The sequence below is a fragment of the Serinibacter arcticus genome, assembly GCF_003121705.1.
Taxonomy (GTDB): Bacteria; Actinomycetota; Actinomycetes; order Actinomycetales; family Beutenbergiaceae; genus Litorihabitans.
The window spans coordinates 2,961,505-2,975,204 of sequence record NZ_PYHR01000002.1 but is presented as its reverse complement, the minus strand read 5'-3'; the positions used below and the strand labels follow the sequence as shown (position 1 = coordinate 2,975,204).

Annotated in this window: 16 protein-coding genes and 1 tRNA gene; 11 read left to right on the top strand and 6 right to left on the bottom strand. The window is 73.9% G+C overall.

The window, feature by feature from the left end:
- The first annotated feature begins 15 nt into the window (after nt 1-15).
- The gene (locus C8046_RS13295; RefSeq protein WP_109229862.1) at nt 16-525 is read left to right on the top strand and encodes an AAA family ATPase; all 510 of its coding nucleotides are present in this window, start codon (nt 16-18) and stop codon (nt 523-525) included.
- A gap of 88 nt (nt 526-613) precedes the next feature.
- Nucleotides 614-904: a hypothetical protein gene (locus tag C8046_RS13290; protein WP_109229861.1), complete on the top strand. Its 291-nt coding sequence runs from the start codon at nt 614-616 to the stop codon at nt 902-904.
- Nucleotides 905-975: 71 nt separating this feature from the next.
- Here the strand turns inward: C8046_RS13290 and C8046_RS13285 are convergent.
- Nucleotides 976-1,060 (bottom strand) — tRNA-Ser (locus C8046_RS13285).
- A 73-nt stretch (nt 1,061-1,133) separates the two neighbouring features.
- Nucleotides 1,134-1,574, bottom strand: coding sequence for a nitroreductase family deazaflavin-dependent oxidoreductase (locus tag C8046_RS13280; RefSeq protein ID WP_109230939.1), 441 nt, complete (start codon nt 1,572-1,574; stop codon nt 1,134-1,136).
- A 216-nt stretch (nt 1,575-1,790) separates the two neighbouring features.
- Here C8046_RS13280 and C8046_RS18490 point away from each other — a divergent pair, with 216 nt between their 5' ends.
- Genes C8046_RS18490 through C8046_RS13270 form a run of 3 tightly spaced genes read left to right on the top strand, consistent with a single transcriptional unit; the run spans nt 1,791 to nt 3,727 of the window.
- Nucleotides 1,791-2,108 (top strand): hypothetical protein, encoded by a 318-nt coding sequence (locus C8046_RS18490; protein ID WP_158277219.1) that lies wholly within the window; start codon nt 1,791-1,793, stop codon nt 2,106-2,108.
- A 32-nt stretch (nt 2,109-2,140) separates the two neighbouring features.
- Nucleotides 2,141-2,710 (top strand): NADPH-dependent FMN reductase, encoded by a 570-nt coding sequence (locus tag C8046_RS13275; RefSeq protein ID WP_109229860.1) that lies wholly within the window; start codon nt 2,141-2,143, stop codon nt 2,708-2,710.
- Between the two features lie 21 nt (nt 2,711-2,731).
- Nucleotides 2,732-3,727, top strand: a complete 996-nt coding sequence (locus C8046_RS13270) for an NAD(P)H-quinone oxidoreductase (RefSeq protein ID WP_109229859.1) — start codon at nt 2,732-2,734, stop codon at nt 3,725-3,727.
- A 5-nt stretch (nt 3,728-3,732) separates the two neighbouring features.
- On the opposite strand, the gene C8046_RS13265 is transcribed toward C8046_RS13270, so the two are convergent.
- Nucleotides 3,733-4,518 (bottom strand): CPBP family intramembrane glutamic endopeptidase, encoded by a 786-nt coding sequence (locus C8046_RS13265; RefSeq protein WP_109229858.1) that lies wholly within the window; start codon nt 4,516-4,518, stop codon nt 3,733-3,735.
- 130 nt (nt 4,519-4,648) lie between these two features.
- Here C8046_RS13265 and C8046_RS13260 point away from each other — a divergent pair, with 130 nt between their 5' ends.
- From C8046_RS13260 to C8046_RS13245, 4 genes are all read left to right on the top strand, one after another.
- The gene (locus C8046_RS13260) at nt 4,649-5,239 is read left to right on the top strand and encodes a TetR/AcrR family transcriptional regulator (RefSeq protein WP_158277218.1); all 591 of its coding nucleotides are present in this window, start codon (nt 4,649-4,651) and stop codon (nt 5,237-5,239) included.
- Nucleotides 5,240-5,288: 49 nt separating this feature from the next.
- A complete protein-coding gene (locus tag C8046_RS13255; protein ID WP_109229856.1) occupies nt 5,289-6,077 on the top strand; it encodes an LLM class flavin-dependent oxidoreductase in 789 nt (262 codons plus the stop codon).
- A gap of 131 nt (nt 6,078-6,208) precedes the next feature.
- Nucleotides 6,209-6,793, top strand: coding sequence for a DoxX family protein (locus tag C8046_RS13250; RefSeq protein ID WP_109229855.1), 585 nt, complete (start codon nt 6,209-6,211; stop codon nt 6,791-6,793).
- Nucleotides 6,794-7,094: 301 nt separating this feature from the next.
- Nucleotides 7,095-8,012 carry a hypothetical protein gene (locus tag C8046_RS13245; RefSeq protein WP_109229854.1) on the top strand — a complete coding sequence of 306 codons (918 nt, stop codon included), beginning with the start codon at nt 7,095-7,097 and terminating at the stop codon, nt 8,010-8,012.
- Between the two features lie 100 nt (nt 8,013-8,112).
- Here the strand turns inward: C8046_RS13245 and C8046_RS13240 are convergent, their stop codons facing one another.
- A complete protein-coding gene (locus tag C8046_RS13240; RefSeq protein WP_235866330.1) occupies nt 8,113-9,414 on the bottom strand; it encodes an AGE family epimerase/isomerase in 1,302 nt (433 codons plus the stop codon).
- Nucleotides 9,415-9,602: 188 nt separating this feature from the next.
- Here C8046_RS13240 and C8046_RS13235 point away from each other — a divergent pair, with 188 nt between their 5' ends.
- Nucleotides 9,603-9,995, top strand: a complete 393-nt coding sequence (locus C8046_RS13235) for a proteasome activator (RefSeq protein WP_419183560.1) — start codon at nt 9,603-9,605, stop codon at nt 9,993-9,995.
- Nucleotides 9,996-10,104: 109 nt separating this feature from the next.
- Here the strand turns inward: C8046_RS13235 and C8046_RS13230 are convergent, their stop codons facing one another.
- On the bottom strand, nt 10,105-11,016 hold the full coding sequence (locus C8046_RS13230; RefSeq protein ID WP_328587600.1) for an HAD family hydrolase: 912 nt from the start codon (nt 11,014-11,016) through the stop codon (nt 10,105-10,107).
- A complete protein-coding gene (gene serS, locus C8046_RS13225) occupies nt 11,013-12,281 on the bottom strand; it encodes a serine--tRNA ligase (protein WP_109229851.1) in 1,269 nt (422 codons plus the stop codon). The genes C8046_RS13230 and serS overlap by 4 nt, the downstream gene beginning before the upstream one ends.
- A 259-nt stretch (nt 12,282-12,540) precedes the next feature.
- Here serS and C8046_RS13220 point away from each other — a divergent pair, with 259 nt between their 5' ends.
- Nucleotides 12,541-13,698 (top strand): diacylglycerol/lipid kinase family protein, encoded by a 1,158-nt coding sequence (locus C8046_RS13220; RefSeq protein WP_235866329.1) that lies wholly within the window; start codon nt 12,541-12,543, stop codon nt 13,696-13,698.
- Nucleotides 13,699-13,700 lie beyond the last annotated feature (2 nt).

The following is a 13,700-nucleotide window of genomic DNA, read 5'->3' as shown; positions in this document are numbered from 1 at the left end:
GACCGGGGGCGAGGCGTGGGGCTGCGGAACGTCCTGGTCGAGGGCGTGTCGGGAACCGGCAAGACGGCCGTCTGCCACGAGCTCCGCCGTCGCGGTCATCACGCGATCAACGGGGACCGCGAGCTCGCCTACCAGGGCGATCCGGAGACCGGTGAGGCGCGCGACGACGTCACCGGCCTCGCGGTGCACGACCACCACCTGTGGCGCGCGGACGAGGTGCGGGCGATGGCCCTCGACCACAGCCACCCGGTGACGTTCTTCTGCGGCGGCTCGCGGAACGTCGCGGCCTTCGCGGACGTGTTCGACGCGATCGTCGTGCTCACGGTCGACGCCGCGACACTGGCGCGACGGCTCGACGAGCGGCCCGCGGACGAGTGGGGCGGGCATGGTCGGACGCGGGAGCGCGAGCTGATCGAGCGCCTGCACCGCACGCAGGAGGACGTCCCCGCGACGGGGGTGCGGATCGACGCGGGCGCGCCGCTCGCCGTCGTGGTCGACGAGATCCTGCGGGTGACGCTGGGGTGAGAGCCGCGCGGATGCCACGATGGAGGGGCACCCGGCCGCGCCTCGCGAGGGACCGTCCCGACGCCGAGCGGGCCAGAAGGAGCCGACGATGACGCAGACCCTGCTCGGTCAGGACGATGCCCAGCCGATCCTCGACCTCGCGTCGCAGCGTCTCGGTGAGGGCTGGTCGATCTTCACCTGCGCGGTGCCGGTGGAGAGCCGGATCACCGGCCTGCTGGGCAGCTCGACGGCGTTCGACATCGGGCCGCTGATCCAGTCGGTCGAGAACCTCGGCTGGCGCCTCGACCAGCTCGACCACGTCGCCGTCGACAAGTCGCCCGGCCACACCGAGGTGCGCGCGCAGCTGCTGTTCCGTCGGGTGGCCGACCGCGCGAGCTGAGCGCTCGCGAGACGTCACCGGAGAACGGACGAGGGCGGGGCACCGGTCGGCGCCCCGCCCTCGTCACGCCGCGGAGAGGAGGGGATTCGAACCCCTGGTTGCTTGCACAACAACGGTTTTCAAGACCGTCACATTCGGCCGCTCTGTCACCTCTCCCGGAGCAGGCGCGGCGGATGACCGCCGTCGAGCCCGGTCCATTGTGCCAGTCGCGGGCCGACCGCCGCCGGGCTCAGCCCTCGGTGCGCTCCAGCAGGAACACGGGGATCTCGCGCTCGGTCTTGACCTGGTAGTCGGCGTAGGGCGGGAAGGCGGCGACGGAACGCTCCCACCAGGTCGCCTTCTCCTCGCCGGTGATCTCGCGCGCGACGTAGTCGTGCTTGTCGGGCCCGTCCTGCAGCTCCACGCGCGGCTCGGCGACGATGTTGAAGTACCACTGCGGGTGCTTCGGCGCCCCGCCGAGGGAGGCGACGACGGCGTAGACGCCCTCGTGCTCGACCCGCATCAGGGCGGTCTTGCGGAGCTTCCCGGACTTGGCGCCGAGCGTGGTCAGCACGATGACCGGTCGGCCGTGCAGCTCGGTGCCCTGCGTGCCGCCCGAGCTCTCGATGAGCTCGGCCTGCTCACGGGCCCAGTCGGACGTGCTCGGTGCGTACTCGGCGTCTAGAGGCATGGTCCGAGCGTAGACCCGTGCGAACGCGCGAGCGGTGGCACCCTGGTCTCGGCCCATCCGACGGACGAGGCGACCCGCGATCGCCGAGAGGCAGGTGTGCGACATGACCTACAACCCTCCGCCGAGCTGGCCCACGCCCCGCCCAGGTGGACTCCCCCGCCCGGCTGGCAGCCCGATCCCGCCTGGGGCCCGCCGCCCGCCGGCTGGCAGCTGTGGGTGTCCGACGCCGCGGCCGGCGCCGACGTCGGGACGCAGGACGCGGCGCCGGGCGCCGACCTCGGGCCCAACCCCTACGCCCCGACCGGACCCCCGCGGCAGGGCGGGCTGCGCGACCCGTTCCGCGTGGGGCCGGTCCGGACGGGCGCGAACTCGCTCGGGAGGGTCGTCTTCCTCATCGTGTTCGTCGTCATCACGGTGATCGCCCTCGGGGTGTTCGTCTTCACGTTCGCGCTCGGGAGCTCGGTCCCGGACGGCGACGGCGCGGGCCCGCCCGCCGTCGCGTGGTCGTCCGTCGCCTCCGATCACGGCCCGTGACTCCACTGCCGACCGACCGTACGTTGGAAGGCATGACCACGATCGCGATCGTCCTCGGAAGCACCCGCCCCGGCCGCAACGGGGAGGCCGTCGCCCGCTGGGTGCTCGACCTCGCCTCCCGTCGCTCCGACGTCACGTACGAGCTCGTGGACCTGGCCGACCACCCCCTGCCGCACCTGGACGAGCCGGTGCCGCCGTCCATGGGCCAGTACACCCACGAGCACACGAAGGCCTGGGCCCGCGTCGTCGCGCGCTACGACGGCTACGTGTTCGTCACCCCCGAGTACAACCACTCGACCACCGGCGTGCTGAAGAACGCGCTCGACCTCGTCTACGCGGAGTGGAACAACAAGGCCGCGGCCTTCGTCAGCTACGGCAGCGCGGGCGGGGTCCGCGCCGTCGAGCACCTGCGCCTCATCGCCTCCGAGCTGCAGATCGCCACCGTGCGGGCGCAGATCGCGCTCCCGCTCGCCACGGAGTTCGAGGACTTCTCCACGTTCACCCCGAGCGACGAGCTCACGCCCCAGGTCGGCGAGATGCTCGACCAGCTCGAGGCGTGGACCCGGGCGCTCGAGCCGCTGCGCGCCGGCGACGACGCCTGAACCGGGCCCCGCGGTGACGCTGTGACCGACACGACGATCCTCGAGGTGCACGACGCCGCCCTGCGCGCCGCGACCGTGCCCACCCCGCAGCCCGGCCCCGGCGAGGTGCTCATCGCCGTCGCCGCGGCGGGGGTGAACCGCGCCGACCTGATGCAGGTCGCCGGCCACTACCCCTCCCCGCCCGGCGCGCCCGCGCATCCCGGGCTCGAGGTCGCGGGAACGATCGCGGCCGTCGGCGAGGGCGTGACCGCGTGGCACGACGGCGACCGCGTCGCCGCGCTCCTGGCCGGCGGCGGGTACGGGACGCACGTGGTGGCGCCGGTCGGGCAGCTGCTGCCGATCCCCGAGGGTCTGTCCGACGCCGAGGCCGCCGCGCTCCCCGAGGCGCTGGCCACCGTGTGGTCCAACCTCGTCGGCGTGGGCGACCGCCCGGTCGGCGGCCTGCGCGCCGGCGAGACCGTGCTCGTGCTCGGCGGCGCCGGCGGGATCGGCTCGATCGCCGTGCAGGTCGCCGCCGCGCTCGGTGCGCGCGTGATCGCCACCGCGAGCACCGCGAAGCTGGACGCGGTCCGCGACCTGGGCGCCGCCGTCGTGATCGACCACCGCGAGCGCACCCCCGGGGAGGTGACCGCGGACGTCCGCGAGGCGACCGACGGACGCGGCGTCGACGTCGTGCTCGACGTGCTCGGGGGCGGCGCTCTGGCGGAGAACGTCCACCGGCTCGCGTCCGGCGGGCGGCTCGTGGTCATCGGCACGCAGGCCGGACGGCGGGGCGAGCTCGACCTGCTCGAGCTGATGCAGCGGCGCGCGAGCGTCCACGGCACCACGCTGCGCGCGCGGCCGGCGGCCGAGAAGGCTGCGGTGGTGCACGACGTCGTCGCGCACCTCCTCCCCCACGTCGCCGCCGGGCGCATCCGCCCGCTCGTGCACGCGACGCTGCCGCTCGCGCGGGCCGAGGAGGCCCACCAGATGCTGCGCGACGGCGTCGCGACCGGGAGCGTGGTGCTGCTGCCGTAGGGCGGTCAGGAGGTGGCCGGCGAGAGCCGCTTCCTCAGCACCAGGACCGTCAGCAGGATGATCCCGAGGACGACCGCCGCGACGTTCGCCAGCGGCGACGGGTCCTCGGGATTCACCTGGGTGCTGAGCACGGAAAAGTCCCACAGGCCGTGCGCGGCCATGGCCATCACGAGGGCGCCCGTGCTGCGCAGCACGAGGTAGAAGACGAAACCGGTCGCCGTGGTCAGCACGACCTGGATCAGCACGCTGGGTCCCGCCGAGAAGATGTTGGTGCCGTGGGCGACGCCGAACAGCACGGTGGTCCACAGCCCCACCCTGAACTCGCTGAAGCCGCCATTGCGGAAGGCCTGGACGCCGACCCCGCGGAACAGGAGCTCCTCGCCGAACCCGACCATGAGCGTCGCGATCAGCAGGAGCAGAGCGAATGCCAGGCCCTTCTCGCCCAGCCCGGAGTAGTTCGTGATCGCCACGACCGTGACGAGCAGGGCGACGACGATCCACCCGACCCAGCGGCGCAGCGGCACGCGGTCGACGAAGATCTGCTGCCAGGTGCCGAGGTAGGCGACGACGCCGACGACGAGCACGATCCCCAGGCCGACCGGCACGACCAGCGCACGCACGACGTAGTCGATCGAGGTGGGCGCGGCGTACTCGAAGACCTGGCCCGCCATGAGGACGGCGCTCGTGCCCTGGACGAGGGCGAGGTAGGCGACGGTCAGGACGAGGAAGTGCCAGACCGCGAGACGGCGGGTGGGGGTGGCTGTCGGCGTTGACGTGGTGGCCTGACTCATCGTGCTCCTGCTCCCTGCGCTCCCGCGCTCCTCGATCGGCTCTAGCACGGCGTACTAGCACACTGTGCCAGGACAGTAGCAAGGCATGTCCCGTTAGTACAATGTGCTAGTCGTCACTGAGAGGACCACCGTGGACACCCGACGCGACCAGATCGTCGAGGCGGCCCGCCGCCTGCTCGCCGCCGACCCCGAGTCCAGCCCGACCGTGCGCGCCGTGGCGCTGGAGGCCGGGATCGGCGCCAGCACTCTCCGCCACTACTTCCCCACGCAGCGCGCGCTGCGCGAGGCGGTGCTGGACCGGGCGCTCGAGGAGCCGCCGTCCGAGCTCGCGATCCGCGACTCCAGCCGGCCGCCGGCCGAGCGGTTGACCGAGTGCCTGCTGCAGCTGCTGCCGCCGCAGGCGCTGGTCGAGGAGCTGCCGTTCAGCCGGTGGGCCGAGGCGCTCGCCGCCGTCTTCGGCCCCGACGCCACGGCCGAGAGCCGCTTGGCCTGGGCCGCCAACGGCGCCCAGCTCCGGCGTCGGGTCGCCGGCTGGTTGGCGGTGCTGGCGGAGGAGGGCGCCGTCGCCCCCGGCAGCGAGGAACGCTCGGCGCGGCTGCTCATGACGGTCGTGGACGGTCTGGCGACATCGCGGATCCTGCCCGTCGCGCGGCACGACGCCGCCGAGGAGCTCCAGGTGCTCGACGACGCCGTCGCGGCCGTCCTGCGCGGGCGGCGGTAGGCCGGGGTCGCGGCTCCGTCGCAGGCCCGCCACGTAGGAGGATGGCCCGATGAGGCGCGACCTGGTCATCTCCCCGTTCGGCGGCGACGCACGCGCGATCGTCGACCTGGCCGTCCGCGCCGAGGACGACGGCTACGACGGGGTCTGGGTCTTCGACCACATCACCTCGCTCGCGTCCCTCACCGCGCCCGGCGTCGGGGCCTCGCGCGACCCGTTCGCACTGCTGGGTGCCATCGCGGCGCGGACGTCGCGCGTACGGCTCGGCACGCTCGTGGCCAACCTCCACAACCGCCACCCGGCGCAGCTCGCGCTCGCGATGGACACGCTCGGCGACCTCGCCCCCGGGCGCGTGGTGTGCGGGCTCGGGTCGGGGTCGGCGCCGTCGTCGCCCTTCGCGCGCGAGGACGCGGCTCTCCGGCGCGCGCCGGCCCCGGCGCCCGAGCGGCGTGAGCGACTGGGCGAGTACGTCACGTCGCTGCGCGCGATCTGGAACGGGAGCGACGCCGTCGGGAGGTATGCGACTGACGGGCTCGCCGGCGTCGTGGCCGGGCAGGCGCCGCCGATCGTGCTGGGCGGCGGGTCGGACGCGATGGTGGAGCTCGCGGGCGCCGTCGCCGACGGGATCAACCTCAACACGGCCGTCGGGCCGCGGCAGGCGGCGCAGGTCGCGCGGGCGCGCTCGCTGGGCGACGCGCGGGTGCGGGCGGGCGAGCTGCCGGGCGGGTTCGAGGTCAGCCTGTTCGTGGCGCAGCCGGTGGGGGCGGGGGCGGATCTGGGCGTGGGCGAGGTCGAGGTGCCCGACGGCGTCGATCGCCTGGTCTTCCTCACGCGCCCCTGAGGGACCCTCTGGTCGCGAGACCGGGCGCTCGGAAAGTTGGGACCTTGGGCCCGAGATATCGGCGCGCGGGCGCGGGAGGGTGGAGTCATCGGGTCGCACACCGCGACCCTCGCCCCGAAAGGACCGAGAAGATGAGCGCGACCGCGCAACGCGCAACCACGTCGACCACCACGACTCTCACCGCCGAGAGCCAGGCGTCGATCGTCACCAGCCCGCTGGCCCGCAAGGTGCTGGCGTTCTCCCGGATCGTGATCGGGTTCTTCTTCCTCTGGCCCTTCCTCGACAAGACCTTCGGCCTCGGCTTCTCGACGCCGGCCGAGCGCGCCTGGATCAACGGCGGCACCCCCGCCCAGGGCTTCCTCAAGGGCATGACCGGCCCCGACGGCACCTCGCCGTTCAAGGGCTTCTTCGAGCTCTTCATCAACCCGTTCGGCGACGTCCTGTTCATGGCGGGGCTGCTCGGGATCGGCGTCGCGATGCTCGCCGGCGCCGGGCTCCGGATCGCCGCCGTCAGCGGCACGCTGCTGATGATCTTCATGTACCTCGCCGAGTGGCCCGTGTTCGTGGCCGGGAGCACCAACCCCATCCTCGACTCGCACTGGGTGGAGGCGTGCCTCCTCCTGATCGCCGCCGCGACGCTCGCCGGTGACACCTGGGGCCTGGGCAAGTGGTGGGGCGGCCTGGACCTGGTCAAGAAGAACCGGTGGCTCCGCTGATCTGAGCCACTGATCTGAACCACGACCCGGAGGGGCCGGTCACCGCACGGTGGCCGGCCCCTCCGGCGTCGTCCGCGAGAACGCCCCACCTCGCGCCTCAGCCCCCCTATCCGCGAGCCAGCTCGTTCTCGCGGGCACCGGCGCTCGCGAGAACGAGCCAGCTCGCGGCTCCGGCCGCCGAGCCGCGAGCTGGGGCGTTCTCGCGGGGCTCGACTGTCCCCACAGACGTCGACCGATCCGTGGCCCGTCTGCCTGGGGACGGCCGACCACGCCCCGACCTCCCGGCTGCCACTGTCCCGGGATGTCACGGTTCCCTCCCCTCCCCGCCGAGCTGCTGCACGTCGCCGCCCGGCGCAGCGGCTACGTCACCGCCCACGACTGCACCCGCCTCGGCGTCCTGTCCGACTCGCGACGACGTCGGGTCGAGGCGGGCCTGTGGGACCGGCCCGCCCCCGGCGTCCTCGACACCGACCCCCACGCCGCGCGGACTCCGTCCGAGCAGCGGGTGCGCGCCGCCCATCTCGCTCTCGTCCGGTGCGGGGACGACGCCGTCGCGACCGGCGTCGCCGCCCTGGCGCTCCACGGCAACCGCGGTCTGCCCCTGCGGATCCGCGCCACGGCTGCGCGGGCCGACCACCAGGACCGCCCGGGTCAACTCGTGAGTCAGCACCGTCGGTTCGAGGTCGTGACGCTCGCCGGCGGCACGCGCGCGGCGACGGTGCCGTGGGCGCTCACGCAGTCCGCGACCCAGCTCGGTCGGCTCCACCTCACCGCCGCCGTCGACTCCGCCCTCGCGTCGGGGACCCTCAGCTCGATCGACGCCGTGCGGGAGCTCACGGCCGGTCGACGCGGGGCTCGCCACCTCCGGTGCTGCCTCGACCTCGCGGACGGTCGGGCGGAGTCGTTCCTCGAGACCTGGGCGCGCCTGGAGTGCGTGGACGCCGGGATCCCGCCGGACGCGGTGCAGCTACCGATCCAGCTGCCCGACGGTCGGGTCCTGCGGGGCGATCTCGCCTGGCGACTCCCCGGCGGCCGGTGGCTCGTCGTCGAGATCGACGGCCGCGAGGTGCACGAGCACCCCGAGGCCGCCTACGCGGACCGCGCGCGCCAGAACGCGTTGGTCGCCGCGGGGCGGATCGTCGTCCTGCGCTTCACCGTCCAGGACCTGCGCCGGCCGGGCTACGTGCCGGCCCAGATCCGGAAAGCCCTGGGACGGTAACGGGATCCGACCCATCGAGAACGGCCCAGCTCGCGGCTACCAGCCTCCAGCCGCGAGCTGGACCGTTCTCGGCGGGCGCCGCCGCCTCGGCCGACGGCCCTCAGCTGTCGAGCAGCCCCGCCTTCACCGCGCTCGCGAGCGCCGGCCACAGCGGCAGCCGCGGGATGAGGCTCGCCTGGATGGCGTGGTAGATGTCGGGCTTGCCCGGCCAGACCGAGTCGGCCGGGTGATTGTCGACGTCGAGCTGGTGCACCCAGGACCCGGAACCGTCGAGCATCGTCAGCTGCGCGTAGTCCCACCAGGTCGCGTACCAGGTGGCGTAGCCGGTCTCCCCCGTCGCGCGCCACAGCGCCGCGGCCGCCGCGATCGCCTCCGTCACCACCCAGTGCATCCGGTCGCGCACGACGGGTGCGCCGTCGAAGTCCACGGTGTAGACGAAGCCGTCCGCGCCGTCGACCGCCCAGCCCTCGCGCACCCCCGCCTCGAAGAGGGCGACGGCGGAGTCCAGCAGGTAGGCCGTCTCGCCCTCGCTGCCCCCGTGGGCCAGGACCGCGGCACGGGCGTGCAGCGCGAGCCGCGCCCACTCGAACCAGTGCCCCACGGTCGCGCCGTACGGGCGGAACGGGTGCGCCCGCTCGTCGGTGTTGTAGTCGGGCAGCGGCTCCCACGAGGTGGTGAAGTGCTCCGGGATGCGCCAGGAGAAGTCCTTCGCGTAGCCGAGCACGCGCTCCAGGATCCGCAGCGCGCGCTCGCGCCAGACGTCCTCGCCGGTCGCGTCGGCCACCGCGAGGTAGGCCTCGACCGTGTGCATGTTCGCGTTGACGCCGCGGTAGTCCTCGCACTCGGTGAAGTCGGCGTTCCACGACTCCACCGCCATGCCCTCGTCCTCGTTCCAGAACCGGCTGAGGTGCACCTGCTTGGCCCGCTCGAGCAGGATGTCGGCGCCGTCGCGGCCGGCGAGCAGCGCGGAGGAGGTCGCGAGCAGCACGAACGCGTGCGCGTACGCCTCCTTGACGTCCGCCGTCGGGCCCTCCGGGGCGACCTTGGAGAACCACCCACCGCTCGCGTGGTCGGCGAACGTCTGCTCGAGCGTCGCGAGGCCGTGGTCGACCAGGACGGCGCAGCCCGGGCGGCCGAGCAGCACGCCGAGGCTGTAGGAGTGGATCATCCGGCAGGTGATCCAGAGCTCAGCCTCGCCGTCGACGGCGTCGTCACCGCCGCGGAGCTCGCCGTCGCCGAGCAGGTAGCCGAAGCCGGCGTCGATCGCGCTGCCCGAGGCGAAGGCGATGAGCTCGTCGGTGTGCTGCTCGAGCCAGCGCGCGTGGGCCGGGCTGCCGAGCCAGCCGAGGGGGGCGTCGATCGCGGAGCGGACGGAGGGCGTGGTCGTGGCGTCGTTGGTCACGACCTCCACTCTTCCACCTCTCCCCGATCGCGGCAGGGGAGTCATGATGGGGCGATGGACGACGACGCCGCGAAGCCCGCCCCGAGACCACCGCGCCCGAGGCCGGGGCCGCGCCGGGCGGTGAGCCGGACGACCAGCGGCGACCGGTCGCCGTCGGGCAGCCGGGCAAGGTGATGCGGATCGGCACGATGATCCGGCACCTGCTCGAGGAGGTGCGCTCCGCGCCGCTCGACGCCGACGCCCGCGAGCGCCTCGTCACCATCCACCGGGCGTCCGTGCACGAGCTCGAGTCAGCGCTCTCCCCCGAGCTCGCGGAGGAGCTGCGCCGGCTCTCGCTCCCGCTCGCGGACGACGACGGCGAGGCGCCCACCGACGCCGAGCTGCGGATCGCGCAGGCGCAGCTGGTCGGGTGGCTCGAGGGTCTGTTCCACGGGATCCAGACGGCGATCGCGGCGCAGCAGCTCCAGGCGGCGCAGGCCGCGGCGCTCGCGCACCAGCTGCCGCCGGGTGCTGCTGCGGCGGCGGGTCAGGCGCCGGACGGCGCGCCCGACGGTCGCCCGCACCCGGGCCAGTACCTGTAGCTGCTCGGCCTCCCGCCGCTCGCGAGAGCGATCCATCCGCCGTCGCGACGACGGAGCCGACGTCGCCGCGGGCGCGGTTGGATCGCTCTCGGCGACGACGTGGGCCGGCTCAGCGCAGGACGGCGCGCAGCACGGCGACCACGCCGTCGTCGTGCACGGTGGTCGTGACCGCGTCGGCCAGCGCGACCGTGCCGGGATCCGCGTTGCCCATCGCGACGCCGACGCCCGCCCACTGCAGCATCTCGCGGTCGTTCATGCCGTCACCCGCGGCGACGGTGCGCGCGAGCTCGACGCCCGCCCACCCGCGCACGCGCTCGAGCGCCGAGGCCTTCGAGACGCCGTCGGGCGTGATGTCGAGCCAGGCCGTCCAGCCGACGGCGTAGGTCACGCCGTGCATGCCGGCGCGCTCGACCAGCGCGATGAAGTCCTCGGACGGGCGGCCCGGCGCGCGCAGCGTCACGCGCGCGACCGGTGCGGCGAGCAGCTCGTCCAGCGTCACGACCTCGACCGGGTCGCCGAGCTCCCCCACGGGGAACGGGGCGCTCACCTTGAAGCCGCGCCCGAGGTCCTCGACGGCGACCAGCACGTCCGGGTCCTCGGCGAGCAGCATCCGAACGGCCGGGCCCGGGTCGAACGTGACGACCTCCACGAACTCGTACCCGCCGTCGAGCTCCGGGTCCAGGCGCAGGGTGACGGCGCCGTTGGAGCACACGGCCCAGCCGTGCGTCAGGCCGAGCTGGGCAGCGACCGGCAGCACCGCGGGCGTGCCCCGTCCCGTGGAGAGCACCACGTGGGTGCCGGAGTCGCGCAGGGCCGCGACGGCGTCGCGCACCCCGGCGCTCAGGGTGCCGTCGTGGCCGAGCAAGGTGCCGTCGATGTCGAGCGCGACCAGGGTGTCCGCGCCGGCGGTGATGCCGGCGGACTCGAGCATCGCGGCGTCGAACGCCGGGGTGTCGACCAGGTCGGCGTCCTCGAACGCGCTGCCGGCGTACTCCCCGCCGTCGTACTCGGCTGCCGTCACGCGCGCAGCTCCGCGAGGCCGCCGAGGTAGCCGCGCAGGCCCTCCGGGACCGTGACGGACCCGTCGGCCTGCTGGTGGTTCTCGAGGATCGCGACGATCCAGCGCGTCGTGGCGAGCGTGCCGTTGAGCGTGGCGACGGGGCGGGTCGAGCCGTCCTCGGTGCGCTCGCGGACGCCGAGGCGACGGGCCTGGAACGTGGTGCAGTTCGACGTCGACGTCATCTCGCGGAACGTGCCCTGGCTCGGGACCCACGCCTCGCAGTCGAACTTGCGCGCGGCCGAGGAGCCGAGGTCGCCCGCGGCGGTGTCGATGACGCGGTAGGGAAGGCCGGCGATCGCGAGCATCTCCTCCTGCCAGGCGAGGAGGCGCTCGTGCTCGGCGGCCGCGTCCTCCTGCTTGACCCAGGTGAACATCTCGATCTTGTCGAACTGGTGGACACGCACGATGCCGCGGTTGTCCTTGCCGCCGGCGCCGGCCTCGCGGCGGAAGCACGAGCTCCAGCCGGCGTACCGCAGCGGGCCGTCCTCGAGGTCGACGATCTCGCCCGAGTGGTACCCGGCGAGGGCGACCTCCGAGGTGCCGACGAGGTAGAGGTCGTCCGCGGGCAAGTGGTAGATCTCGTCCGCGTGCGCGCCGAGGAAGCCGGTGCCGGCCATGATCTCCGGCTTGACCAGCGTCGGGGTGATGACCGGGAGGAAGCCGTGCGCGATCGCGCGGTCCATCGCGGCGTTGAGCAGCGCGAGCTGGAGGCGCGCGCCGAGGCCGACGAGGTAGTGGAAGCGCGAGCCGGAGACCTTGGCGCCGCGCGCCATGTCGATCCCGCCCAGACCCTCGCCGATCTCGAGGTGGTCCTTGGGCTCGAAGCCCTCCGCGGCGAAGTCGCGGATCGTGCCCTCGTGGCGCAGCACGACGTAGTCGTCCTCCCCGCCCTCGGGGACGCCGTCGACGACCAGGTTCGGCATCTGCCAGACGAGCGTGTCCAGCTCGGTGCGGGCGGCGTCGGCCGCGGCCTCGGCCTCCTTCACGCCGTCGGCCAGCGCCTTCGCCTGCGCGAGGACGGCGGGGCGCTCCTCCGGGGAGGCCTTGCCGACCGACTTGGAGATCGCCTTCTGCTCGGCGCGGAGCGTCTCGAACGCGGTGAGGAGCGAGCGCTGCTTCTCGTCCGCGGCGAGGATCCGGTCGACGAGGGTCTCGTCGGCGCCGCGAGCGTGCTGGCTGCGGCGGCCGAGGTCGGGGTTGTCGCGCAGAGCCTTGATGTCGATCACACCTGCAAGGTTACGGGGTGGGGACGCAGCGGCGCCCGGTCGGCCCGCGTGGCCCGCGTCGCCCTCGCCGTCTGCGGACGACCCTCGCTGTCTGCGGACGGAACCGCACGCCGTCGCGATGCCAAGCCTCTGACCTGCACCGATGCCGAGCGGGCGCAACGGACTCCCCCATCCGTCCGCAGACAGCGAGGGCCGTCCGCAGCGCGCGAGGCGCTCACCGCCGGCGGCCCGCCCGCGCACCGCGACTACGGTTGCCCCTGTGACAGCGAACGCGGCCCTGGTGATCGGCATCATCGCGCTCGCCATCGCCACCATCGCCCTGATCATCTCCGTCATCGGCTACCGCGAGCAGCGCGCCTCCCGCACGTCGCCCGCGCTGCGCGCCCCGCGGACCACGCTCACCGTGTCCCCGCTGCCCGACGACGCCCCGGCCGTCCCCGACGGTCCCGCCGCCTTCATCGTCAACCCGATCAAGGTCACCGACGTCACCGCGCTCGAGAACCTCGCCCGCCTCACCGCGAGAGAGCTCGGCATGCCGGAACCTCTCGTGTACCGCACGACGGCGGAGGATCCGGGCGTCGGCCAGGCTCGCTCGGCGCTCGAGGCGGGGGCGAGCGTCGTCGTCGCCGCGGGTGGGGACGGCACCGTCCGGGCCGTCGCGGAGGCCCTCGCCGGCACCAACGTCCCGATGGCCCTCATCCCCGCCGGCACCGGCAACCTGCTCGCCCGCAACCTCGACCTCCCCGTCGACGGGCTGCCGCACCAGGTCCGCACGGCGCTCTCGGGCCGCGACATGGCGATGGACCTCGGCTGGCTCACCGCGCGGCCCCCGGCCGGCGACGAGCCCACCGACGACGAGATCGCGTCCGGCAGTCCGGCTCCGGAGCGCGAGCACCTGTTCCTCGTCATGGCCGGGCTCGGTTTCGACGCCGCGATGGTCGCCGGGGCCGACGACGACCTCAAGCGACGGGTCGGCTGGGTCGCGTACTTCCTGGTCGGCGTCCGGCACCTGCACGCGCGCCGCACGCGCCTGTCGCTCCGCATCGGCAACGGCGGCTGGGACCAGCAGCGCGTGCGTACCCTGCTCTTCGCCAACTGCGGCCGGCTGCCCGGCGGGATCGTGCTGCTCCCCGACGCCGAGCTCGACGACGGCTACCTCGACGTCGCCGCGATCGACACCCGCGGCGGCCTCATCGGCTGGGCGTCGCTGCTCTGGCGCGTGCTGCTGCAGGGGCTCGGCTGGCGCTCGTCGAACGTCTACAACCCGTCGCGCATCGACTTCTGGCGTGCACGCACGGTCTCGGTCCGGCTCGAGGAGCCGCACGCCGTGCAGGTCGACGGCGACCTCATCGGCGACGCGATCGCGCTCCGCGTGCGCATCCAGCCCGACGGGCTGCGCGTGCGCGTGCGGCGCTGAGC

Bases quoted from the DNA above. Each gene is read 5' to 3' on its own strand.
- C8046_RS13290 (WP_109229861.1), top strand. From the start codon at position 614: ATGACGCAGACCCTGCTCGGTCAGGACGATGCCCAGCCGATCCTCGAC.
- C8046_RS13280 (WP_109230939.1), bottom strand. From the start codon at position 1,574: ATGCCTCTAGACGCCGAGTACGCACCGAGCACGTCCGACTGGGCCCGT.
- C8046_RS13275 (WP_109229860.1), top strand. From the start codon at position 2,141: ATGACCACGATCGCGATCGTCCTCGGAAGCACCCGCCCCGGCCGCAAC.
- C8046_RS13265 (WP_109229858.1), bottom strand. From the start codon at position 4,518: ATGAGTCAGGCCACCACGTCAACGCCGACAGCCACCCCCACCCGCCGT.
- C8046_RS13255 (WP_109229856.1), top strand. From the start codon at position 5,289: ATGAGGCGCGACCTGGTCATCTCCCCGTTCGGCGGCGACGCACGCGCG.
- C8046_RS13250 (WP_109229855.1), top strand. From the start codon at position 6,209: ATGAGCGCGACCGCGCAACGCGCAACCACGTCGACCACCACGACTCTC.
- C8046_RS13245 (WP_109229854.1), top strand. From the start codon at position 7,095: ATGTCACGGTTCCCTCCCCTCCCCGCCGAGCTGCTGCACGTCGCCGCC.
- C8046_RS13235 (WP_419183560.1), top strand. From the start codon at position 9,603: ATGATCCGGCACCTGCTCGAGGAGGTGCGCTCCGCGCCGCTCGACGCC.